Annotated in this window: 23 protein-coding genes; 16 read left to right on the plus strand and 7 right to left on the minus strand. The window is 65.4% G+C overall.

All coding sequences use genetic code 11. The features are described from left to right. Positions 1-2: 2 nt before the first annotated feature. On the plus strand, positions 3-998 hold the full coding sequence (locus FY036_RS23210) for a type II secretion system F family protein (protein ID WP_148917058.1): 996 nt from the start codon (positions 3-5) through the stop codon (positions 996-998). A 21-nt stretch (positions 999-1,019) separates the two neighbouring features. On the opposite strand, the gene FY036_RS23215 is transcribed toward FY036_RS23210, so the two are convergent. The 4 genes from FY036_RS23215 to miaB all read right to left on the minus strand — a co-directional run bounded on the left by FY036_RS23215 (position 1,020) and on the right by miaB (position 5,090). Then, on the minus strand, positions 1,020-2,117 hold the full coding sequence (locus tag FY036_RS23215; RefSeq protein ID WP_148917059.1) for a hemolysin family protein: 1,098 nt from the start codon (positions 2,115-2,117) through the stop codon (positions 1,020-1,022). 27 nt (positions 2,118-2,144) lie between these two features. Beyond that, positions 2,145-2,609, minus strand: coding sequence for an rRNA maturation RNase YbeY (gene ybeY, locus FY036_RS23220; RefSeq protein ID WP_148917060.1), 465 nt, complete (start codon positions 2,607-2,609; stop codon positions 2,145-2,147). Positions 2,610-2,615: 6 nt separating this feature from the next. Beyond that, a complete protein-coding gene (locus FY036_RS23225; protein ID WP_148917170.1) occupies positions 2,616-3,611 on the minus strand; it encodes a PhoH family protein in 996 nt (331 codons plus the stop codon). A 78-nt stretch (positions 3,612-3,689) separates the two neighbouring features. Next, positions 3,690-5,090, minus strand: coding sequence for a tRNA (N6-isopentenyl adenosine(37)-C2)-methylthiotransferase MiaB (gene miaB, locus FY036_RS23230; RefSeq protein WP_148917061.1), 1,401 nt, complete (start codon positions 5,088-5,090; stop codon positions 3,690-3,692). Positions 5,091-5,231: 141 nt separating this feature from the next. On the opposite strand from miaB, the gene FY036_RS23235 reads away from it, so the two are divergent. The 3 genes from FY036_RS23235 to FY036_RS23245 all read left to right on the plus strand — a co-directional run bounded on the left by FY036_RS23235 (position 5,232) and on the right by FY036_RS23245 (position 7,055). Continuing rightward, entirely contained in the window at positions 5,232-5,663 is a 432-nt protein-coding gene (locus FY036_RS23235; RefSeq protein WP_148917062.1) for a pilus assembly protein N-terminal domain-containing protein, read from the plus strand. Positions 5,664-5,789: 126 nt separating this feature from the next. Further along, entirely contained in the window at positions 5,790-6,377 is a 588-nt protein-coding gene (locus FY036_RS23240; protein WP_148917063.1) for a TadE/TadG family type IV pilus assembly protein, read from the plus strand. 60 nt (positions 6,378-6,437) lie between these two features. Beyond that, positions 6,438-7,055 (plus strand): TadE/TadG family type IV pilus assembly protein, encoded by a 618-nt coding sequence (locus tag FY036_RS23245; RefSeq protein ID WP_235897778.1) that lies wholly within the window; start codon positions 6,438-6,440, stop codon positions 7,053-7,055. A 4-nt stretch (positions 7,056-7,059) separates the two neighbouring features. Here the strand turns inward: FY036_RS23245 and FY036_RS23250 are convergent, their stop codons facing one another. Continuing rightward, on the minus strand, positions 7,060-7,962 hold the full coding sequence (locus FY036_RS23250; protein WP_148917065.1) for a phosphate/phosphite/phosphonate ABC transporter substrate-binding protein: 903 nt from the start codon (positions 7,960-7,962) through the stop codon (positions 7,060-7,062). A 120-nt stretch (positions 7,963-8,082) separates the two neighbouring features. Between FY036_RS23250 and FY036_RS23255 the strand changes: the two genes are divergently transcribed. The 11 genes from FY036_RS23255 to FY036_RS23305 all read left to right on the plus strand — a co-directional run bounded on the left by FY036_RS23255 (position 8,083) and on the right by FY036_RS23305 (position 19,252). Further along, positions 8,083-9,312, plus strand: a complete 1,230-nt coding sequence (locus FY036_RS23255) for a phosphopentomutase (RefSeq protein WP_148917066.1) — start codon at positions 8,083-8,085, stop codon at positions 9,310-9,312. Further along, the gene (mutM, locus tag FY036_RS23260) at positions 9,305-10,198 is read left to right on the plus strand and encodes a bifunctional DNA-formamidopyrimidine glycosylase/DNA-(apurinic or apyrimidinic site) lyase (protein ID WP_148917067.1); all 894 of its coding nucleotides are present in this window, start codon (positions 9,305-9,307) and stop codon (positions 10,196-10,198) included. The genes FY036_RS23255 and mutM overlap by 8 nt, the downstream gene beginning before the upstream one ends. Before the next feature lie 35 nt (positions 10,199-10,233). After that, the gene (locus FY036_RS23265; RefSeq protein WP_148917068.1) at positions 10,234-11,007 is read left to right on the plus strand and encodes an enoyl-CoA hydratase; all 774 of its coding nucleotides are present in this window, start codon (positions 10,234-10,236) and stop codon (positions 11,005-11,007) included. A 167-nt stretch (positions 11,008-11,174) separates the two neighbouring features. Continuing rightward, entirely contained in the window at positions 11,175-11,441 is a 267-nt protein-coding gene (rpsT, locus tag FY036_RS23270) for a 30S ribosomal protein S20 (RefSeq protein WP_148917069.1), read from the plus strand. Between the two features lie 812 nt (positions 11,442-12,253). Next, positions 12,254-13,798, plus strand: a complete 1,545-nt coding sequence (gene dnaA / locus FY036_RS23275) for a chromosomal replication initiator protein DnaA (protein ID WP_148917070.1) — start codon at positions 12,254-12,256, stop codon at positions 13,796-13,798. A 226-nt stretch (positions 13,799-14,024) separates the two neighbouring features. Further along, positions 14,025-15,143 (plus strand): DNA polymerase III subunit beta, encoded by a 1,119-nt coding sequence (dnaN, locus tag FY036_RS23280; RefSeq protein ID WP_148917071.1) that lies wholly within the window; start codon positions 14,025-14,027, stop codon positions 15,141-15,143. 22 nt (positions 15,144-15,165) lie between these two features. Continuing rightward, the gene (recF, locus tag FY036_RS23285) at positions 15,166-16,290 is read left to right on the plus strand and encodes a DNA replication/repair protein RecF (protein ID WP_148917072.1); all 1,125 of its coding nucleotides are present in this window, start codon (positions 15,166-15,168) and stop codon (positions 16,288-16,290) included. Between the two features lie 39 nt (positions 16,291-16,329). Beyond that, the gene (locus FY036_RS23290) at positions 16,330-17,097 is read left to right on the plus strand and encodes a molybdopterin-synthase adenylyltransferase MoeB (RefSeq protein ID WP_148917073.1); all 768 of its coding nucleotides are present in this window, start codon (positions 16,330-16,332) and stop codon (positions 17,095-17,097) included. Between the two features lie 3 nt (positions 17,098-17,100). Continuing rightward, positions 17,101-17,589, plus strand: coding sequence for a GNAT family N-acetyltransferase (locus tag FY036_RS23295; RefSeq protein WP_268932214.1), 489 nt, complete (start codon positions 17,101-17,103; stop codon positions 17,587-17,589). Continuing rightward, the gene (locus FY036_RS23300; RefSeq protein WP_148917074.1) at positions 17,586-18,842 is read left to right on the plus strand and encodes an aconitase X; all 1,257 of its coding nucleotides are present in this window, start codon (positions 17,586-17,588) and stop codon (positions 18,840-18,842) included. Before FY036_RS23295 ends, FY036_RS23300 begins: the two co-directional genes overlap by 4 nt. Further along, positions 18,833-19,252 (plus strand): aconitase X swivel domain-containing protein, encoded by a 420-nt coding sequence (locus FY036_RS23305; RefSeq protein ID WP_148917075.1) that lies wholly within the window; start codon positions 18,833-18,835, stop codon positions 19,250-19,252. The genes FY036_RS23300 and FY036_RS23305 overlap by 10 nt, the downstream gene beginning before the upstream one ends. On the opposite strand, the gene FY036_RS23310 is transcribed toward FY036_RS23305, so the two are convergent. After that, positions 19,241-20,242: a 2-hydroxyacid dehydrogenase gene (locus FY036_RS23310; RefSeq protein ID WP_148917076.1), complete on the minus strand. Its 1,002-nt coding sequence runs from the start codon at positions 20,240-20,242 to the stop codon at positions 19,241-19,243. The genes FY036_RS23305 and FY036_RS23310 overlap by 12 nt on opposite strands. Before the next feature lie 172 nt (positions 20,243-20,414). Here FY036_RS23310 and FY036_RS23315 point away from each other — a divergent pair, with 172 nt between their 5' ends. Beyond that, complete coding sequence (locus tag FY036_RS23315) at positions 20,415-20,972, plus strand: SH3 domain-containing protein (protein ID WP_148917077.1); 558 nt, start codon at positions 20,415-20,417, stop codon at positions 20,970-20,972. Positions 20,973-21,014: 42 nt separating this feature from the next. On the opposite strand, the gene irrA is transcribed toward FY036_RS23315, so the two are convergent. Continuing rightward, positions 21,015-21,440 carry an iron response transcriptional regulator IrrA gene (gene irrA, locus FY036_RS23320; protein ID WP_148917172.1) on the minus strand — a complete coding sequence of 142 codons (426 nt, stop codon included), beginning with the start codon at positions 21,438-21,440 and terminating at the stop codon, positions 21,015-21,017. Positions 21,441-21,503: the final 63 nt, after the last annotated feature.

Consider the following 21,503-nt stretch of genomic DNA (forward strand, 5'->3'; position numbering starts at 1 on the left):
ACATGATCGACCAGATCGTCAAATCGCTCATCGACCCGACCTTCATGATCGCGCTGGTGGTGGCAGCCGCCGTGTTCGTGACCATGTTCACCGCGCTGCCCGCGCTCGGCGGCAACCCGCTGCGCACGCGCATGAAATCGGTGGCGCTGGAGCGCGACGAGTTGCGCGCGAAGCAGCGCGCGAGGCTGGCCGCCGAAGCCGACCGAAAGCGCCGCGGCCTGCGCGAGGAGCAGTCGCTGGGCATGAAGAGCATCGTCGAGCGCCTGGACCTGAAGCGCGCGCTGGCCGACGAAGCAACCATCGCCAAGCTGAAGGTCGCCGGCTTTCGCGGCCAGAACCCGCTGACCAAATTCCTGTTCTTCCGGCTGGTGCTGCCCTTCGTGGGCTTCGCGATCGGGGTGGTCTATATCTTCGTGCTGGGCGGGTTTCCGGACCAGCCGCCCTTCGTGAAGCTCTTCATCTGCATCCTGCTGGCCTATGGCGGCTTCTACGCCCCCATCATCTACGTGTCCAACCGCGCCACCAAGCGCAAGGAATCGATCCAGAAGGCGTGGCCGGATGCGCTCGACCTGATGCTGATCTGCGTGGAATCGGGCATGTCGGTGGAAGCCGCGTTCAGGCGCGTGGCCGACGAGATCGGCACGCAGTCGGTCGACCTGGCCGAGGAGTTCGTGCTGACCAATGCCGAGCTTTCCTTCCTGCAGGAACGCAAGCAGGCCTATGAAAACCTCGCCTCGCGCACCGGGCTGGATTCGGTGAAGGCGGTGTCGCAGGCGCTGGTGCAGGCGGAACGCTACGGCACACCGGTGGCGCACGCGCTGCGCGTGCTTTCGGCCGAAAGCCGCGACATGCGAATGAACGCGGCCGAAAAGAAGGCCGCCGCGCTGCCGCCCAAGCTGACCGTGCCGATGATCCTGTTCTTCCTGCCAGTGCTGTTCGCCGTCATCCTCGGCCCAGCCGGCATCCAGGTGGCCGAACAGGGCGTCTTCAACAACTAGAGCGAAAGACGGACGCCCCGATCAGGCGTCCGGGCTGGCAGGGGGCGTGGCAGAAGGTTTGGAGGCTGCGGGCTCCTCGCGCGCCACGACGCGGGCCCGGCGGCGGTCGGCCGTCCTGCCCTGCACGATGCGCACGCGCTTGACGCGGCGCGGATCGGCATCCAGCACGTGGAACTCGAAGCCGGGGATGGCCTGAACGACCTCGCCGCGCGCGGGAACGCGCCCCAGCGCATTGAAGATCATGCCGCCGATGGTATCGACGTAATCCTCGTGCTCGCCGGCCGTGAAGGCCTCGCCGATGGTCTCGGCGACGTCCTCGATCTCGGCCTTGGCGTCGACCACGAAGACGCCGTCGCCGGTCTGGGTGATCATCGGCTCTTCGTCTTCGTCGTGCTCGTCCTCGATGTCGCCGACGACCATCTCGACGATGTCTTCCAGCGAGACGAGGCCATCCGTGCCGCCATATTCGTCGATGACCAGCGCCATCTGGATGCGGGCGGCCTGCATGCGCGCCATCAGATCGGATGCAAGCATGGACGGCGGCACGAAAAGGACCGGCCGGACGATGCCGAGATCCTCGACCGACCTGTCGAGATCGACATTGGCAAGGTCGAATTGCGACGCGGCGACCGTCTTGCGGCCGGGGCGCCCCTTCTTCTGCTTGGCCGCGCGGGTGACGTAGGCGACCACGTCGCGGATGTGGACCATGCCGCGCGGGTCATCCAGCGTCTCATGATAGACCGGCATGCGCGAGCGGCCCGATTCCTCGAACAGCTTGAGCAAATCCGCCAGCCGCGTGGACAGGTCGATCGCCTCGATGTCGGCGCGCGGCACCATCACGTCCTCGACCCGCAGCTCGCGCAGGCGCAGGATGTTGTTGAGCATGGCGCGCTCGCCCGCGGAAAACGCGGTCTGCGTCGTCTTCTCCGACAGGGCGTCGGCCAAATCCTCGCGCAGGCTCGAACCGTTGCGCGAGCGGAAGCGGGCAGCCAGCCGTTCAAACAGGGTGGGTTTGGCGCCGGATCGTCCGGCGGGCGTACTCTGGGGTTCGCCTGACTGGTCGGACCCCTGATCGCCACCCTGCTCTGAGAGGGCGGCCGTTTGTGCGTTCTCGTTCATCGTCTCGTAGTCGTTGGACTTTCCCAGTTACCCATATGGATCGGGAATGGCAAGCCTCTCCAGCACACGTCGCTCAAGCCCCTCCATTTCCTCGGCCTCTTCGTCGGTCTCGTGATCGTAGCCGAGGAGATGCAGCAATCCATGCACGACAAGATGGGTCACATGGTGATCGAAGGGCTTGTGTTCCAGTACCGCTTCCGAAGAAACCGTCTCGTGGGCCAGCACGATGTCACCCAGCATCGCGGGCAGCGGATCGCCGGGGGCCACGTCGAAAGCGGGAAAGGACAGCACGTTGGTGGGCTTGTCCTTGCCGCGCCACTCGCGATTGAGCACCCGGATATGCGCGTCGTCGGTGAAAAGCAGCGAAAGCTCGCTGTCCCCGGCCAGGCCGAGCTCGGCCAGCGCGGCCTCGACGGCGCGGGCCGCAGTCTGCCGGAGGGTTTCCTCCCCCGCCCAGTCGCCGGCCTCGGCCGAAATGTCGATATCGATCATGCGTGTTCAGACGTCGATGCGTCCCTTGCGGTCCGCGCCGCCGCCATGGCGGTCATAGGCCTTGACGATCTCGGCAACGAGCGGGTGGCGCACCACGTCGACGTCGTTGAAGCGAACGGTGACGATGCCCGGCACACCGTCCAGCACCTGAAGCGCCTCGACCAGCCCCGACTTGGTGTTGGGCGGCAGATCGATCTGGCTCGGATCGCCGGTGACGATCATGCGCCCGCCCTCGCCCAGGCGCGTGAGGAACATCTTCATCTGCATCGGCGTGGTGTTCTGGGCCTCGTCCAGGATGATGGCGGCGTTGCGCAGCGTGCGCCCGCGCATGAAGGCCAGCGGCGCGATCTCGATGACCTCGGCGGCGATGGCCCTCTCGACCTTATCGGCGGGGATCATGTCGTAGAGCGCGTCGTAAAGCGGACGCAGATAGGGATCGACCTTCTCCTTCATGTCGCCGGGCAGGAAGCCCAGACGCTCGCCCGCCTCGACCGCGGGACGCGACAGCACGATGCGCTCTACCATCCCGCGCTCCAGCAGCATGGCGGCATGGGCGACGGCTAGATAGGTCTTGCCGGTGCCGGCGGGCCCGATGCCGAACACCAATTCGGAGCGCTCCAGGGCGCGCATATACGCGTCCTGATTGAGCGAACGGGCATAGATGGAGCGCTTGCGCGTGGAAATCTGCGCGGCGGCAACCTTGCCCTTGCGCTCCAGCGTGGGCAGCGTGAGCTGGTCGTCGGCGGCGATTGCCATACGGATCGCGCCGTCGACCTCGGACGGCGATACGTCCGCGCCCTTCTGCAGCAGATCGTAGAGATAATCGAGCGCTCGGCGCGCCTGCTCGGCAGCCGTGGGATCACCCTTGATGGAAAGCTGGTTGCCCTTGGAACGTATGTCTACGCCCAGCTTCTGCTCCAGCCGCGCGAGGTTTTCGTCGAACTGGCCATAAAGCGCGCTAGCGTGCTTGTTGTTGTCGAAGGTCAGAACGATATGCGCCATGTCGGACGCCCCGGAAGGCGGCGATTTCAGTTCTGTCGTGGCGCTCAAACGTCTCTCCTGGAAAATGCCCTTCTCCGGTTATACGGGCTCGGAGAAGAGGCTGTTGGTGCCGGCCTTCGTGATTCGTACCTTGATAATGTCACCGATTTCGCCGGCCTTTTCATCAACAATTACTGGCTGCAGCCAAGGCGAGCGACCGACGCGCTGACCGGTGTTGCGGCCGGGCTTTTCAATCAGCAAATCCATCTGCGTACCGACGAGACTTGCGGCGAACGCCTTCTGCTGTTCTCCGAGCAGAGCCTGCAGCCGCTGAAGCCTTTCGTCCTTGACGTCTTCATCGATATGAAACGCCAGATCGGCCCCAGGCGTTCCGGGGCGCGGCGAATATTTGAACGAGAAAGCCTGTGCATAGGACACGTCGCGAATGATCTGCATCGTGGCCTCGAAATCCTCGTCGGTCTCGCCGGGGAAACCGACGATGAAATCGCCCGACATGGCGATGTCGGGGCGCACGGCGCGGATGCGGTCCACGAGGCGCAGATAGTCCGCCGCCGTATGCTTGCGGTTCATGGCCTTGAGGATGGCGTCGGACCCGGACTGCACCGGCAGGTGCAGATAGGGCATGAGCGAGGGCAGATCGCGATGCGCGGCGATCAGCGCATCGTCCATGTCGCGCGGGTGGCTGGTGGTGTAGCGCAGGCGCGCGATGCCGGGGATTTCGGCAAGCCGGAACAGAAGCTGCCCCAGTCCCCACTCCGCCCCATCCGGGCCTTCGCCGTGCCAGGCGTTGACGTTCTGGCCCAGTAGCGTGACCTCGCGAACGCCGGCTTCGGCCAGCCTCTGCGCTTCGGCGACGATCTGCGCCACCGGGCGGGAGACCTCGGAGCCACGGGTGTAAGGCACCACGCAGAAGGTGCAGAACTTGTCGCAGCCTTCCTGCACGGTGAGAAAAGCGGTGACGCCCCTGCTGCGTACCGCCTTCTCGCGCAGCGCGGGCAGGTGGTCGAACTTGTCCTCGATGGCGTATTCGGTCTCCACCACCTTCTCGCCGGCGCGCGCTTTGCGCACCACCTGCGGCAGGCGGTGATAGGTCTGCGGCCCGATGACGAGATCGACGACGGGGGCGCGGCGAAGGATCTCATCGCCTTCAGCCTGCGCCACGCAGCCGGCAACGCCCACCAGCGTCTCGCGACCCTCAGCGGCGCGATCGGCCTTGAGCTGCCGGATGCGGCCAAGCTCGGAATAGACCTTCTCGGCCGCCTTCTCGCGGATATGGCAGGTGTTGAGCAGGACCAGATCCGCGTCCTCGATCGCCTCCGTCGGCTGATAGCCGTCGGCGGCCAGCGCATCGGCCATGCGCTGGGAATCGTAGACGTTCATCTGGCAGCCATAGGTCTTCAGGAAGACCTTCCTGGGCGGCGCACCGGCCGCCTCGTCTGCCGGGCGCTCGATGGGCGCAATCGTGTCATTCAGTTCCATGGCGCGTCTCTACCCCCTTTCTGCGACAAAAAACAGATGGGTTGGGGCGCAGCGCGGCGGACAAAGGCGGCTCCGCTTAACCCTTGGTTCACCAATATCGTTCATTTTTCGTTGAACCGTAGAAAAGCCGGAGATCGACGCATGGCGCGCCTGTGGAACAAGTTTGCCGGATCGGCCATCGTGGCGGCCGGCGCCGTGCTGTTCTCCCATGCCGCGCAGGCGAGCGAACCGATCCAGGTGCTGATGAACCAGGCCAAGATCGTCAAGCTGGCGCGCCCGGCCGACACCATCGTGATCGGAAACCCGGAAATCGCCGACGCGTCGGTGCAGGACGCCTCGACCATCGTGCTGACCGGAAAGGGCTTCGGCGTCACCAACATCGTGGTGCTGGACCAGGAAGGTGCCGCGATCGTGGACGAGCAGATCGTGGTTTCGCGCAATTTCGTCAACTCGGTGCGAGTCTATCGCCGCTCCGACATGCAGACCCTTTCCTGCACGCCTTATTGCGAAAGCTCGTTCAAGAACGCGGCCGAAACGCAGTCTGAGGCCGATATGAGACGGTCCGCGCAATAGTTCTTCCGGGCGGCATGGTTGACCAGACGCTAACGCCGCGCGCTCAATTCTAAGAACCCGCAAAACCGGACTTCAACCCGCTTGCTGTAGTGTCCCTGCCATGGGGTTCCATAGCAGGGCTGGAAGATGAGCAGCGCGAAGACACCGGACGAAACCAAGCGACGCGACGAACCGCGCCGGCGGGGCTTTCTTCGCCGTTTCGCGCGCGACGCAAAGGGCAGCGTCGCCATCGAATTCACCGCGCTCGCCCTTCCCTTCTCGATGCTGGTCTTCGCCATTCTGGAAAGCTGCATCTCGTTTGCCGCCCAGCAGATGCTTTCGAGCGTGACCGACGACGTGGCGCGGCAGTTCCGCACCGGCCAGATCAAGATCGCCGACGTGAACGCCGACGAGGATCTGGTGCGCAACATGATCTGCGAGCGGATGGAGGTGGTGGTCTCGAACGGGTGTCCGGGGCTGGCCATCGACCTGCGCAGCTACGCGACCTTCTCGGAAGCTGCCGCCGCGCGCATCCGCTTTACCGACGACAACGACATCGACACGACCGACTTCAAGGTGGAGCCGGGCCAGTCGCTGTCGAAGAACCAGCTGCGGGTGTTCTACCGCTGGCCGGTGATGACCGATTTTCTGCGCAAGTCGATGTCGAACCTGAAGGACGGCAAGACGCTGCACTACGCCACCGTGACCTGGCAGAACGAACCGTTCGACGACTGACGGGCGCATGCCCGTCGAAACGAAACCACCTTGCTCCATCGGGGAGAGCGCGGGATGGACATGAAGAAGACAGTTGTGGACTGGCTGGCCGAGGCGAAGGGCCGCGTCGCCTCGCTGCTGCGCGACAGGCGCGGCGTGGCCGCGATCGAGTTCGCGTTCATCGCGCCCGTGCTGCTGTCGCTGTATTTCGTGACGATGGAAGTGGCGCAGGGAATCGAGACCAACAAGAAGGTGGGCCGCATCGGCTCTATGGTCGCCGACCTCGTGACCCAGCAGCAGGCGATCACCACGCAGGAGCTGGACGCCATCATGCGGATCGGCGGGGCGATCCTCCAGCCCTACAACCGTACTCAGCCCGACATCATCATCACCGCAATCAAGATCACCGACGAGGCCGACCCGAAGGCCGAGGTGGCGTGGTCGCGGCGCATGAACAACGGCCTCTTCGGCGCAGGTGCGCCCAAGAAGTCGGAAACGAAGGTTCCCGACCAGCTCCTGATCCGCAACACGTTCCTCATTCGCGTTTCGGGCGGGCTGAACTACCGCCCGGTCATAACCTGGACGGCGCAGCAGAAGGCGTCGCTGGGCCTGGCAGCCGCCTTCGACAACATACAGATGAAGGAAAGCTACTATCTGCGGCCGCGCATGAGCTCGGAAATCGGCTGCAGCAACTGCTGACGGGTCAATCCGGCGCGGCCGAGGCGATGTCGCGGCCGATGGCCGAAAGCGCTTCCATCACCGGGGCGTAGTCTTGCGACGTGACGGGTGAAAGCCCGCCCCCATATCGGCGCGTCAGAAGATAGTGGAGGTCGGGGTTGCCGCCGAGCGTGGCCAGAAATTGCGAGAGCGCCGCCACGCGGTCTTCCGGCAGGTCTGCGCGCACGGCGTGGGGACCGTAGCGCAGCAAATCCGAACGCCACGCGATCTCGTACGTGTCGCCGGCGATCCCAGCCGCCTCGAGACGTTCCAGCGTACCGCCCATGGGCAGCTCTTCTTCCGCAGCGGCCGGTAACCAGCCGAAGAATCCGTCCACTTCGCCTTCGGCAAACAGAGCAAGCGCCGCGCTGGCGCCTTCGGTCGCCACCAGCCTGCCGGAGCCGACGGCATCCTGCGCGCCCGGCCATGCGGCGAGCGGGACGAGCCGCCCGGCGAGACTGTCTGCCGGGCCGACGGCAATGACCGGCGGCGCGGCGTCATCGGGCCCGCTCCTGAGGATCAGCACGGAGCGGAAGCCGACAGCACCATCGGCATCGACCGGAGCGGCAAGCGGCAGCAGGCATTCGCATCGCGATTGCGCTGCAGCGTAGGCCGCGGCCGTGTAGATGGCGTAGTCGATGCGGCCCGCGATCTGCGCTTCCATCAGCGCGGCATAGTCCCGCGCGACAAGCACCTCGACGGGCATCGCCAGCGCCGTGGAAAACGCCGCCCTTATGTCGCCCAACCCTTCGATGGCGGCAGGGTCCGCGCCTGCCGCCAGCATGCCGATGTGGAACGGACGCGTTTCCTCGCCCGCAGCTACGCCGGGTAGCAGGCCGGCCAGCAACGCCATGAAGGGCGGCAATATACTGACGCGATGAAACACCATATCGAGCTCCCGCCGTCATCCGGCATGGCATTCTGGCCCATCAGGGTTTCCGAATTGCCAAGAGCCGCACGGGAACCTATGTCTGGGCGGAAACTCAATCAGCAGAAAGCCTCACGGATCATGGCTCGCGCCTTCCTTTTCGTGCTTGATTCCTTCGGCATTGGCGGCGCGCCTGACGCGGCCGCGTATGGCGACGACGGGGCCGACACCTACGGCCATATCGAGGCCGCCTGCGCCGCCGGCAAGGCCGACGTGCCCGGCCTGCGGGAGGGCCCGCTGCACCTGCCAAACATGCGCGCGCTGGGGCTTGCGCATGCAGCCGCGCTCGCCACCGGCCGCGACGCGCCCGAGGGCACGCCCACGGGCTTCTACGGCGCGGCCACCGAGACCTCGAGCGGCAAGGACACGCCGTCCGGCCACTGGGAGATAGCGGGCCTGCCGGTCAGTTTCGACTGGGGCTATTTCCCCGATACTAAACCCGCCTTTCCGGCAGATTTCACTGACGCGCTGATCCGCGAGGCGAAGGTGCCCGGCATTCTGGCCAATTGCCACGCCTCGGGCGTGGGTGTGATCGAGGAGTTCGGCGAGGAGCACATCAGGACGGGCAAGCCGATCTGCTACACCTCCGTGGATTCGGTGATCCAGATCGCAGCGCATGAAGAGCATTTCGGCCTCGAACGGCTCTACGAACTGTGCAAGGTCGCGCGCAAGCTGGCCGACCCGCTCAATGTCGGCCGCGTGATCGCACGCCCGTTCGTGGGCGAAAGCCCGGCCGACTTCCAGCGCACGCCCAACCGCAAGGATTTCGCCACGCCGCCGCCGGAGGCCACGCTGCTCGACCGGCTGACCGGGGAAGGGCGCAAGGTCTTCGCGGTCGGCAAGATCGGTGACATCTTCGCCCATCGCGGCATTTCCAACCTGCGCAAGGCCCCCGACAACATGGCGATGTTCGACGCAGCGCTCGCCGCCATGCGCGAGGCGGGAGACGGGGATTTCGTCTTCGCCAACTTCGTCGATTTCGACACCAATTTCGGCCACCGGCGCGATGTCGCAGGCTATGCGGCCGCGCTGGAGGCCTTCGATGCGCGGCTGCCGGAGGCGCTGGCGCAACTGCGAGACGGCGACATGCTGATGCTGACGGCCGACCACGGCTGCGACCCGACATGGAAGGGCACGGATCATACGCGCGAGCGCGTGCCCGTGATCGGCACGGGGCCGGGCCTTTCGGCGGGCCCGCTGGGCATACGCGCCAGCTTCGCCGACATCGGCGAGAGCGTGGCCCACCATCTGGGCATAGAGCCCGGCCGCCACGGAACATCTTTCAGGAAGCAGCTTTCCGCCGATGCCTGAACTTCCCGAGGTCGAAACCGTCCGGCGCGGGCTTCAGCCCGTGTTCGAGGGTTCGCGCATCGTGGCTGTCGAACAGAGACGGCCGGACCTGCGCTTTCCCTTTCCGCCTGACTTCGTCGCCAGCCTGACGGGGCGCTCCGTCGTCTCGCTGGGGCGGCGCGCGAAATACCTCACCATCCACCTCGACCGCGACCCCGTGCTGATCTGCCATCTCGGCATGTCGGGCTCGTTCCGCGTCCTCTCCGAAAGCACGGCGACGATACCGGGCGATTTCCATTACGAGCGCTCCAAGAACGAAGCGCACGACCATGTCGTGTTTCACCTCCAGGACGCGCACGGCGCTTCGCACAGGATCGTCTTCAACGACCCGCGCCGGTTCGGCTTCATGCTGTTTTCCACCGCCGCGGCGCTGAACGAGCATCCCTCGCTTGCCGGGCTCGGGGTCGAGCCTACCGGCAACGCGCTGGGCGGGGCGCTGCTGGCGGAGTTGCTGCGCGGAAAGCGCGCACCGCTGAAGGCGGCACTGCTGGACCAGCGGCTGATCGCCGGGCTGGGCAACATCTATGTATGCGAGGCGCTGTGGCGCGCGGGCCTGTCGCCGCGCCGCGAGGCGGGCTCCATTGTCGCAACAACGGGCAGGACCAGCGTTCGCTGCGAGCGGCTGGCCGGCGCGATCCGCGACGTGATCGCCGAAGCGATCGCCGCAGGCGGCTCCTCCCTGCGCGATCATGCGCAGGTGGACGGCTCGCTCGGCTATTTCCAGCACTCCTTCAGCGTCTACGACCGTGAGGGTCACCCATGCCCGAAGCCGGGCTGCGGCGGCACGATCGCGCGCATCGTGCAAAGCGGCCGCTCGACCTTCTATTGCCCGTCCTGCCAGCGTTAGCTATTTGGCACGCAACCCCAAGGGAGAGAGAAGCCATGGCCTATGAAACGATCCTCGTTGAAACGCGCGGCAAGGCCGGCCTGATAACGCTCAACCGGCCAAAGGCGCTCAACGCGCTCAACAGCGTGGTGCAGAAGGAAGTGCTGGCAGCGCTCGACCGCTTCGAGGCGGACGACAATATCGGCGCGATCGTGCTGACCGGTTCCGAGAAGGCCTTCGCGGCGGGCGCCGACATCAAGGAGATGCAGGAAAAATCCTACATCGACATGTACAAGGCCGACTTCTTCGCCGGCTGGGATGCCATGCTGCGCATCCGCAAGCCGATCATCGCGGCCGTTTCGGGCTATGCGCTGGGTGGCGGGTGCGAGCTTGCGATGATGTGCGACTTCATCATCGCCGGCGACAACGCGAAGTTCGGCCAGCCGGAGATCACGCTGGGCGTCATGCCGGGCATGGGCGGCTCGCAGCGGCTGACGCGCTTCGTCGGCAAGTCCAAGGCGATGGACATGTGCCTGACCGGGCGCATGATGGACGCCGCCGAGGCCGAGCGCTGCGGCCTCGTCTCGCGCGTGGTGCCGGCCGCCGAACTCTTGGACGAGGCATTGAAGGCGGCCGAAAAGATCGCCTCCTTCTCGCTTCCATCCGTCATGATGAACAAGGAGGCGGTCAACCGCGCCTACGAGACCACGCTGACCGAGGGGCTGCGTTTCGAGCGCCGGGTGTTCCACTCGCTGTTCGCCTTCGACGACCAGAAGGAAGGCATGGCGGCCTTCTCCGAAAAGCGGCCGCCCAATTTCCGCAATCGTTGAGCAGGACCGGACATTGAAGCGTTGACGTGCCGGAAAAGCTCATCTATAAGCCAGCCCAACTGAGGCGGCCTGTGGCCGCCCCTTTGTTGTTGCGCCAGACGATAAATCCGGTTTCGGGACCAATCGCCCCCGGCGCGTTCATACGGACACATTGAGAGAGAGGCATCATGGCCAATACGTCTTCGGCCAAAAAGGCAACGCGCAAGATCGCCCGTCGCACCGCGGTCAACAAGAACCGCCGGTCGCGCGTGCGCACCTTCATCCGCAAGGTCGAGGAAGCGCTGGCCGCCGGCGACAAGGAAGCCGCACAGGCCGCCTTCACCGTCGTGCAGCCGGAACTGATGCGCGCCGCCTCCAAGGGCGTCCTTCACCGCAACACAGCCTCCCGCAAGGTTTCGCGCCTGGCCCAGCGGCTCAAGACGCTGACCGCCTGAGCGACCACGCCAGGTTCGGCAGGAATGAAAGCCCGGTACGAAAGTGCCGGGCTGTTCGTTGCTGCGAGGCCATATAGCCGGCCTTCCGTGCCGCAGTGCGGGGCAAATGCCGTTTGCCGGCACATATCAGCAGCTTAGGCTTTTCAGGCAGCCGCACGTCTGACGCAGCGGCAGGCGGGATAAAAGCTCGCAAAAAAATATCGTTTGAAATCAGACACTTGTTTGCGGTTTCGATTCCCAAGCCCGAGCATTGGCGAGTCTCGGCTCGATACCCGGCTGTCAAGTAATTTTTGTGGCGAAATTTAGTTTTCGGGAGTCTTACGCGAAACGTTTTGAATCAAAACGACTTTGTGTTCTTGGCCGGCGAGCAACACCCCGAGTCAAGCCAAATGTGGCGCCCGAATCGTGAAAAATTCCTTACCCGTCTCTTGCTCTTCCCACAGGCTTTTTTGTACAGTCCGGACATCGAATGGGGCCGGCAAAAAGCCCTGCTGATCCAGCCATACACAGGCGACAGCACAACGTGGACGCGAGTCCGCGGTGGGTTCTTTTTGCCGGATCGATGCACAGGGGACTGCAATTTTGTAAGGCGTTGCGGACTCCGGATCATTCCGGAGCGCGTGTTTGTGCGTCTTTGGAAATCTACAACGTGGCCGTGTGGGTGGCCGCGAACGGGAAGGGAGCGATAGCGCCGGAAAGCGTACAAGAGTATCGGCAAGGACAAAAAGAAAAGCGCGTCGTGAAGTCGGTTGCGAAACATAAGACCGGCGGCGGCGCGAAAGCGGCGGTTAAATCAGGGAAAGTCATCGAGCATGCAAAGCGGCATTGCACAACGGGCCGGTACGGTCACGTTTGTTCCAGAAAAACATATCGAGGAGGGGAAGGGGATGACGCCGCAGAGCGGGCCCGAGGCCAATTTCGAGCGTGTAAAAGCGCAGCTCAAGGCTAGGCTCGGCAACGACGTCTATTCCAGCTGGTTCGGACGGATGATGATCGCGGAGACCTCGCGTGGCCTGATCCGGCTTTCCGTACCCACCGCATTCCTGCGCCAGTGGATCAACAGCCACTACCTCGACCTCATCAACGAGTTGTGGAAGCAGGGCGACCCGACCGCACTGAAGGTTGAGATCGTCGTGCGCTCAACCACCCGCAGCACCGCGCCGTCCATCGAGGACGAGCGGCCGGCAGCACGCAAGCCTGAGCGCAATGCGCCCGCGGGTTCGACGACGCCGACGCCGAGCTACCAGCGCGCCGAAAAGGCCACGCCCTCGCGCCTCAACGGCGCGGAACAGCCGGGCAAGCAGGCGGTTCTGGGTTCGCCGCTGGACAGCCGCTACACCTTCGGCTCCTTCGTGGAAGGCCCTTCCAACCGCGTCGCCTTCGCGGCGGCCCGCGCGGTCGCGGAAAGCTCTTCAAGCGCGCTGCGCTTCAACCCGCTTTTCATCCACGCATCGGTGGGCCTCGGCAAGACGCACCTGCTGCAGGCGATTGCGGCTGAAGCCATCCGGCTCAAGCCGAATGCGCGCGTCGTATACCTGACGGCCGAATACTTCATGTGGCGCTTCGCCACCGCGATCCGCGACAACTATGCGCTGCACCTCAAGGAGCAGCTGCGCGACATCGACCTGCTGATTATCGACGACATGCAGTTCCTGCAGGGCAAGTCGATCCAGCACGAGTTCTGCCACCTCATCAACATGCTGCTGGACAGCGCCAAGCAGGTGGTGGTGGCAGCCGACCGCCCGCCGGCCGAGCTGGAATCGCTGGAGCCGCGCGTGCGCTCGCGCCTCAATGGCGGCGTGGCGCTGGAAATGGCGACGCCGGACTATTCGATGCGGCTCTCCATCCTGCGCCAGCGCTACGAGACGGCCGCGAGCGAAGACCCCTCGCTGAACATTCCCGAGGACATCCTGTCGCATGTCGCGCAGGCCGTGACGGGCAGCGGGCGCGAGCTCGAAGGCGCATTCAACCAGATCCTGTTCCGCCAGTCGTTCGAGCCCGAGATGTCGATCGCCTGGGTGGAAGAGGTGCTTGGCAACGTCTACCGCGCCGGCGAGCCCAAGCGGGTGCGCATAGAGGACATCCAGCGCATCGTGGCGCGCCACTACAACGTGTCGAAGACCGAGCTTCTGTCCAACCGGCGCACGCGCACCATCGTCAAGCCGAGGCAGGTGGCGATGTATCTGGCAAAGGTGATGACGCCCCGCTCCTTACCCGAAATCGGCCGCCGCTTCGGTGGTCGAGACCATACGACGGTTCTTCATGCGGTGCGCAAGATCGAGGGTCTTTCGGGCGCTGACAACACGATGGCGCAGGAAATAGAGCTGCTGAAGCGGCTGATCGCCGAGCAGGCCTGACGCACGAAGGGAGGCCGGCGGCGAAAGGTTCGCGCCGCCGGCCTCCCCTTCCCCTTTTTCCCTTGGGAAACCCTGCGACAGCGCCCTTTGCATCGCCCTGCGGGCTTGCCTTTACCTGCATTTTCCTGTCAGGTTCGTCGTCCATTTGCGCGCCCCGCCGAACCTTCAGACGTGCACGGCACGGGACGCGAACCCCGAAATTATTTGCCTGCGAGACCGACGTGTCATGCGAGTTACCCTCGAACGCTCCAATCTCCTGAAGTCGCTGAACCACGTGCACCGCGTGGTGGAACGCCGCAACACGATCCCGATCCTGTCGAACGTGCTGCTGTCGGCCTCCGGCGCGAGCCTGGAGATGAAGGCGACCGACCTCGACCTCGAGATCACCGAGGCTACGGCCGCGAATATCGAGCAGGCCGGCGCGACCACCGTTCCCGCGCATCTTTTGTACGACATCGTGCGCAAGCTGCCCGACGGGGCGGAGGTGATGCTGAAGGTGGACGAGAGCGGAAACGCGATGTCGGTCATCTCCGGGCGTTCGTCGTTCCGCCTGCAGTGCCTGCCGCAGGCCGATTTCCCCGAACTGTCTGCCGGTTCGTTCAGCCACATCTTCCGCCTGGACGCGCCAGCGCTGAAGGGCCTGATCGAAAAGACGCAGTTTGCGATCTCGACCGAGGAAACCCGCTACTACCTCAACGGCATCTACCTGCACGCCCACGAGGAAGGCGGCAAGCTGATGCTGCGCTCGGTGGCCACCGACGGCCACAGGCTGGCGCGCGCCGAGGTGGAGGCGCCCGCCGGCTCCGAAGGCATGCCCGGCATCATCATCCCGCGCAAGACGGTGAGCGAACTGCAGAAGCTGGTCGACGATCCCGACGTGGCGGTGACGACCGAGCTTTCGGACACCAAGATCCGCTTTACCATCGGCAGCGTGGTGCTGACGTCCAAGCTGATCGACGGCACGTTCCCCGACTATCAACGCGTCATCCCCACCGGCAACGACAAGAAGCTGGTGATCGACCGCCAATCCTTCGCGCAGGCGGTGGACCGCGTGTCGACCATTTCGTCGGAGCGCGGGCGCGCGGTGAAGCTGTCGATCGCCTCGGGCCAGGTGACGCTGACGGTCAACAACCCCGATTCGGGAAGTGCCACCGAGGAGGTCGCCGCCGACTACGACGCCGACCCGATCGAGATCGGCTTCAACGCCAAGTACCTGCTGGACGTGGCAGCGCAGCTTTCCGGCAGCGAGGCGCGCTTCATGCTGGCCGACGCCGGCGCACCGACGCTGATCCACGACACCACTGACGACCACGCGCTCTACGTTCTGATGCCGATGCGCGTGTAGCGCCGGCCTCAGACAAAGCACCATGCAAACCCACGTCTCGCGGCTGATCCTCACGGACTTCCGCAATTACGAAGCGCTGGCGCTGGAGTTTTCGCCCGGCGCGGTGGTGCTGACGGGCGAGAACGGCGCGGGCAAGACCAATCTTCTGGAAGCCATATCGCTGCTGACGCCGGGGCGCGGCCTGCGGAGGGCGACGCTGGACGACGTTGCACGCGCACAGACCGACGGCTTCGCGGTGCATGCGCGCATCGAAGGCGCGTTCGGCGAGGTTGAGATCGGCACCGGCACGCTTGGGTCCGACGGAGAGACGGCCGGGCGCAGGGTCCGCATCAATGGCGCGCCCGCACGCTCGGCCGACGACGTGCTGCAATGGCTGCGCGTGATCTGGCTGGTGCCGGCGATGGACGCGCTGTTCACCGGGCCGGCCGCCGACAGGCGACGCTTCATCGACCGGCTGGTGCTTGCCATCGACCCCGCCCATGGCCGCCGCGCGCTCGACTACGAAAAGGCGATGCGCGGGCGCAACCGGCTGCTTGCCGAAAACGCGCATGACGATGCGTGGTTCGAGGCGATCGAGACGCAGATGGCGGAGACCGGCACGGCCATCGCCGCAGCGCGCGTCGAGATCGTCCGGCTGCTGCAGGCTATGGTCGAGCGGCTGCCCGACGACAGCCCCTTCCCCAAGGCCGACATCGCGCTTTCCGGCACGCTGGAAGAAGCGCTCGGCACGCAGGCCGCCGTGGACGTGGAAGAGGGCTTCCGCCGGTCACTTGCCGACAAGCGCCATCGCGACCGCGCCGCGGGCCGCACGCTGGAAGGGCCGCACCGCTCGGACCTTCTGGTGAGACATCGGCCGAAGAACATGCAGGCCGAGCTATGCTCGACAGGCGAGCAGAAGGCGCTTCTGACCGGGCTGGTGCTTTCGCATGCAAGGCTGGTGGCCGAACTGGCCGGCGCGCCGCCGATCCTTCTGCTCGACGAAATCGCCGCGCATCTCGATGCCGGAAGGCGTGCGGCACTGTTCTCGATCCTCGAAGACCTGGACTGTCAGGCTTTCATGACGGGCACCGACGCGGCGCTGTTTTCGAGCCTCGAAGGGCGCGCGCAGTTCCTGACCGTTTCTGGCGGAACAGTTCGACAAGGCTGACGCGCTGACATCGGCCTGCGCCGGCGCTATGGTGTGGCCATGAACCAGCCACCCACGCCGCCGCTTTCGCCGGAAGAACTCGAGCGCTACGCCCGCCACATCGTGCTGCCCGAAGTGGGCGGCCCCGGCCAGCAGAAGCTGAAACGGGCGCGCGTCCTCGTGGTCGGCGCGGGCGGGTTGGGCGCGCCGGTGCTGCACTATCTGGCGGCCGCAGGCGTCGGAACGCTCGGCATCGTGGATGACGACGAGGTTTCGCTTTCCAACCTGCAGCGGCAGGTAATCCATTCAAGCGAAAGTGTTGGCTTACCAAAGGCGGAAAGCGCCGCAGCGGCGATCGCCCGCATCAACCCGCACGTGACCGTCGAGCAGCATCGCCTGCGACTCGATGCCGGCAATGTCGAGGATCTGGTATCGGCTTACGACCTCGCCATAGACGGCACCGACAATTTCGACACGCGCTACGCGCTGGCGGATGCGTGCGCAGCCATCGGCCGCCCGCTGGTGACGGGCGCGGTCGGGCGGTTCGACGGGTCGGTGACGGTGTTGAAGCCTTTCGAGAAGGGGCCGGACGGCCGCCGCAACCCTTCCTATCGCGATCTGTTTCCCGAGCCGCCGCCGCGCGATCTGGTGCCCTCCTGCGCGGAGGCCGGCGTGCTGGGCGCGCTGGTGGGTGTGATCGGCACCTTGCAGGCGATGGAGGCGATCAAGCTGATTACCGGCATCGGCGAACCGCTGGTCGGCCGGCTGCTGATGTATGACGGCCTCGGCGCGCGCTTCGAGACGGTGCGCTACAGGGCAGAAGGTTAGCCCTTGCTTACGCTTTATCCTGTGTCGATCTCGCGAATACCTGCCGATTTCGGCAGGATGGAAGAACTGCTCGATCTCATCATGCGCGCATTCGCCTATATGGACGGCGTGATTGACCCGCCTTCTTCGGCGCACCGTCTGACCGTCGAGAACCTGCGCGAGAAATGCGCGGCGGAGATCGCCTTCGTCGCGCTGGAGGGCGAGCGGCTCGTCGGGTGCGTTTTTCTAGCCGAGCGAACTGACCATTTCTATCTGGGCAAGCTGGCGGTCGATCCTTCGTATCAGGGGCGTGGGACCGGTCGGCTTCTGCTGAAGGCCGCCGAAGAAGCGGCGGTTGCGGGGGGAAAGCCGCGTATCGAATTGCAGACGCGTGTGGAACTGACGGCCAACCAGACGGCCTTCGCACAAATGGGCTTTGTCGAGACGGGCCGCAGCGCACATGCAGGCTTCGACCGCCCGACTTCCATCACCATGCGCAAGGCGCTTGCATGACCGTGACGCTGACCGCCGAGGAGCGGGTGATTGCGGCGGGCGACGACGGCGCGGGCATGGCCATGCGCATCGTGGCCGAAGCCGCCCGGCTAATGGGCGCGCCGGGGCTGATCCCCATACGCTCCGCGCATATCGACGGCGCGCTCTATCACGGCGATTCCGGCACGCTTTTTGCCGAACGGCTCGTGCAGGGCGGGGCAAAGGTGGCCGTGCGCTCGACGCTCAATGTCGGCGCGCTGGACCTGACCGGCTGCGCGCAGGTGCGGCTGGCCGAACCGAACCGGACCATGGCGCGGCGGATGATGGACGCCTATCGCGCGCTGGGCTGCGAGACGACATGGACCTGTGCGCCCTATCAGGCCGGACACCGGCCCGAGCACGGCACGGACGTGGCGTGGGGCGAATCGAACGCGGTGGTGTTCTGCAATTCGGTGCTGGGCGCGCGCACCAACCGCTATGGCGACTTCCTCGACATCGCCTGCGCCATCGCCGGCCGCGCGCCCGATTACGGGCTGCATAGAGCGGAGAACAGGCGCGCGACGGTGCTGTTCGACGTGTCCGCCCTGCCCGCCGCATTCATGGCATCCGAAATCGCGTGGCCTGTGCTGGGCAGCCTTTACGGCCGCGAAACGGGTTCCGCCATCGGCGTGGTTGCGGGCGTGAGCGGGCATCCCGGCGAAGATGCGCTGAAGGCATTTGGCGCAGCGGCTGCGTCGTCCGGCGCGGTGGGGCTGTTCCACGTGGCCGGCGTGACGCCGGAAGCGCCCGACCTCGATACCGCTCTGGGCAGCCTGGAACCTGACCACGTCATCCGCGTGACGGAGGCTATGGCAGCCGACGCAAGGGCGCGCCTTTCCACGGCCGAAAAGCCCGATCGCATCGACGCCGTCGCGATCGGCAGTCCGCATCTGTCGGCAGACGAGCTTGCGCGGCTGGAGGCGTTGCTGGCCGGTCGCCGCGTCACCGTGCCGCTCTACACCTGCACCGGCAGGCATGTGCTGGCCACGCTGGACGACGCGCGAAGGGCCGGGCTGGAGGCCGCCGGCGTGAAGCTGGTCGCGGACACCTGCGTCGTCGTCACGCCGATCCTGCCCGACCAGGCAGGCGGCGTGCTGATGACCAACTCGGGCAAGTTCGCTCACTACGCGCCGGGCAACACCGGCTATGCCGTGCTCTACGGCTCGCTTGCCGAGTGCGTGGAAAGCGCGGTCAGCGGCCGGCCCGTGGCGGAGAGCCTGTCGTCATGGACATGAGGGCCGAAATTCTCGTCGAGGGGCAGGCCGGTGAGGGCGAAGCGCTTGTTTTGACCGCGCCCATCAGCTTCTGGGGTGGCGTAGACCCAGCAACCGGCATGATTACCGATGTACGCCACCCGCAGCATGGCGAGTGCGTCGCCGGCAAGGTGCTGTTCCTGCCCGGTACGATAGGCTCCTCTTCTGCATCCGCCGTGCTGCTCGAACTGGTGAAGGCCGGGTTGGCCCCAGCCGCGCTGGTGTTGAACGAGCCGGACGCGATCCTGCTGCTCGGCCTCGTCGTGGCGAAGGAGATGGGCTGGGAGACGCCGGCGGCGGTGAAGATGGAGCGATCCTCGTTTGCCGGGTTCTCCGGCACGCAGGTCAGCATCGCAGCTGATGGAAGTGTGCGTGCGACGCTACACTCGTGAGGGCAGGACGCGGTCGGGCGGGCGGTGGCCGTCGAAGAAGGTGCGGATGTTGATGATGACCTTCTCGCCCATGTCGATGCGGCCCTCGATGGTGGCCGATCCCATGTGCGGCAGGATCACCACCCTGCCCTTGCCCGCCAGTTTCACCAGCCTAGGATTGACCGCGGGCTCGTGCTGGAACACGTCGAGCCCGGCGCCGGCGAGCTTGCCGCTCTCCAGCATCTTCACGAGCGCGTCCTCGTCGATGATATCGCCGCGAGCGGTGTTGACCACATAGGCGGTCGGCTGCATCAGCGCCAGCCGACGCGCCGAAAGCAGGTGGAAGGTCGCGGGCGTGGAGGGACAGTTGACCGAAATGATATCCATTCGGGCCAGCATCTGGTCGAGGCTTTCCCAGTAGGTCGCCTCCAGCGCGTCCTCGGTGGCCGGGGCGACGCGGCGGCGGTTGTGGTAGTGGATCGACAGGCCGAACGCCTTGGCGCGGCGCGCCACGGCCGTGCCGATGCGGCCCATGCCGACGATGCCGAGGCGCTTGCCCCAAATGCGGTGGCCGAGCATCCATGTCGGCGACCAGCCGGCCCATTTGCCGTCGCCCTGCAGAACGGCCGCGCCTTCCGTCAGCCGGCGCGGCACCGCCAGCATGAGCGCCATGGTCATGTCGGCGGTGTCTTCCGTCAGCACGTTGGGGGTGTTGGTGACGACGATACCTTTCGCGGCGGCGGCCGCAACGTCGATGTTGTCGACGCCGTTGCCGAAATTGGCGATGAGCTTGAGGTTGGGGCCCGCCTGGGCGATCAGCGCCGCGTCGATGCGGTCGGTGACCGTGGGAACCAGCACGTCGGCTTCCCTGACGGCGGCGACCAACTCAGGCTGGGTGAGCGCCTTGTCGTACACATTGAGCCGTGCATCGAAGAGCTCCCGCATTCGGGTCTCGATCGCGTCCGGCAACTTGCGGCTTATCACGACGAGAGGCTTCTTCCTGCCGGCCATAAGTTCCTCGAATCCGGGTCTTGTTGAGACCTCTTTAACCAAGAATGGCGACACTTGGAAATGGCGTCGGCCGGGTAGCGATCCTGTGTATCAAGCCACCCTGCCGATGACAAAGAAAAAGCCGGCGCGAAGGGCTCCGGCACAGTTCGAGTGGATTACCGTGGATAAGGTGATGTCTTCACGCGTTGTGTTTCGTGTGGTGCTGAGCGGCGCGCTGGCGCTGGTCGGTCTTGCGGCCATATCCGTTTCTGCGCCGTCGAGCGCCGCGCAGGCGCAGAGCGCGGCCGTAGGGCCGAGCGGCCTGCCGCTGCCGCGCTTCGTCAGCCTCAAGTCGAACCGGGTCAACCTGCGCATAGGGCCTGGAATCAACTATCCCGTGGACTGGCTGTATCTGAAGTCGGGCGTGCCGATGGAGATCATCCAGGAGTACGACAACTGGCGGCGCGTGCGCGACGCCGACGGGGCGGAAGGCTGGATCAACCAGTCGCTGCTGTCGGGCCGCCGCACCGCCATCGCCGCCCCCTGGCAGCGTGACGGGACGACCGAACTGCTGCTGCGCGCGCAGCCGGACACGACGTCGCGCATCGTCGCCAAGCTGGAACCGGGCGTGATCGGCACGATCAGGGCCTGCAACGGGCAGTGGTGCGAGATGGAGTTTTCCGGCCATCGCGGCTGGCTCAGCCAGACGCAGATATGGGGCGCCTATCCGGGCGAAACCTACAAGGACTGAAAATCCGGACAGGCGAATCGCAATTCCGGGTTCCCGGCTGGCCTACCGGGCCTTCGGGCGCAGGCGCACGATGATGTCGACGTTGGCGATTTCCATGCCTTCCGGGGGCTCAGGCAGGTTGTGGACCGTGACCGCGCCGGTGTCGATGTCCATGACGCGGTTTTCGCCTTCGATGAAGAAGTGGTGGTGGTCCGACGTGTTGGTGTCGAAGTAGGTCTTCGACCCTTCCACCGCCAGAATGCGCAACAGGCCTGCATCGGTGAACTGGTGCAGCGTGTTGTAGACCGTCGCCAGCGAAACGGCGACGCCAGCAACCACCGCTTCCTCGTGCAGCTCTTCCGCCGACAGGTGACGGTCGCCCTTGGCGAAGAGGAGATCGGCCAGCGCCACGCGCTGACGCGTGGGTCTCAGCCCCGCGTCGCGTACCCGCTGCTCCACGCAGGGTGCCTGCTTGCCGTGAGATTCCATCAAGCCGATGCGCTTTCCTTGCCTCTGTCAGCCGACGATTCGCGAGAACCTTCGTGCCGCCAC

It is taken from the genome of Neoaquamicrobium microcysteis, assembly GCF_008180155.1.
Lineage (GTDB): Bacteria > Pseudomonadota > Alphaproteobacteria > Rhizobiales > Rhizobiaceae > Aerobium > Aerobium microcysteis.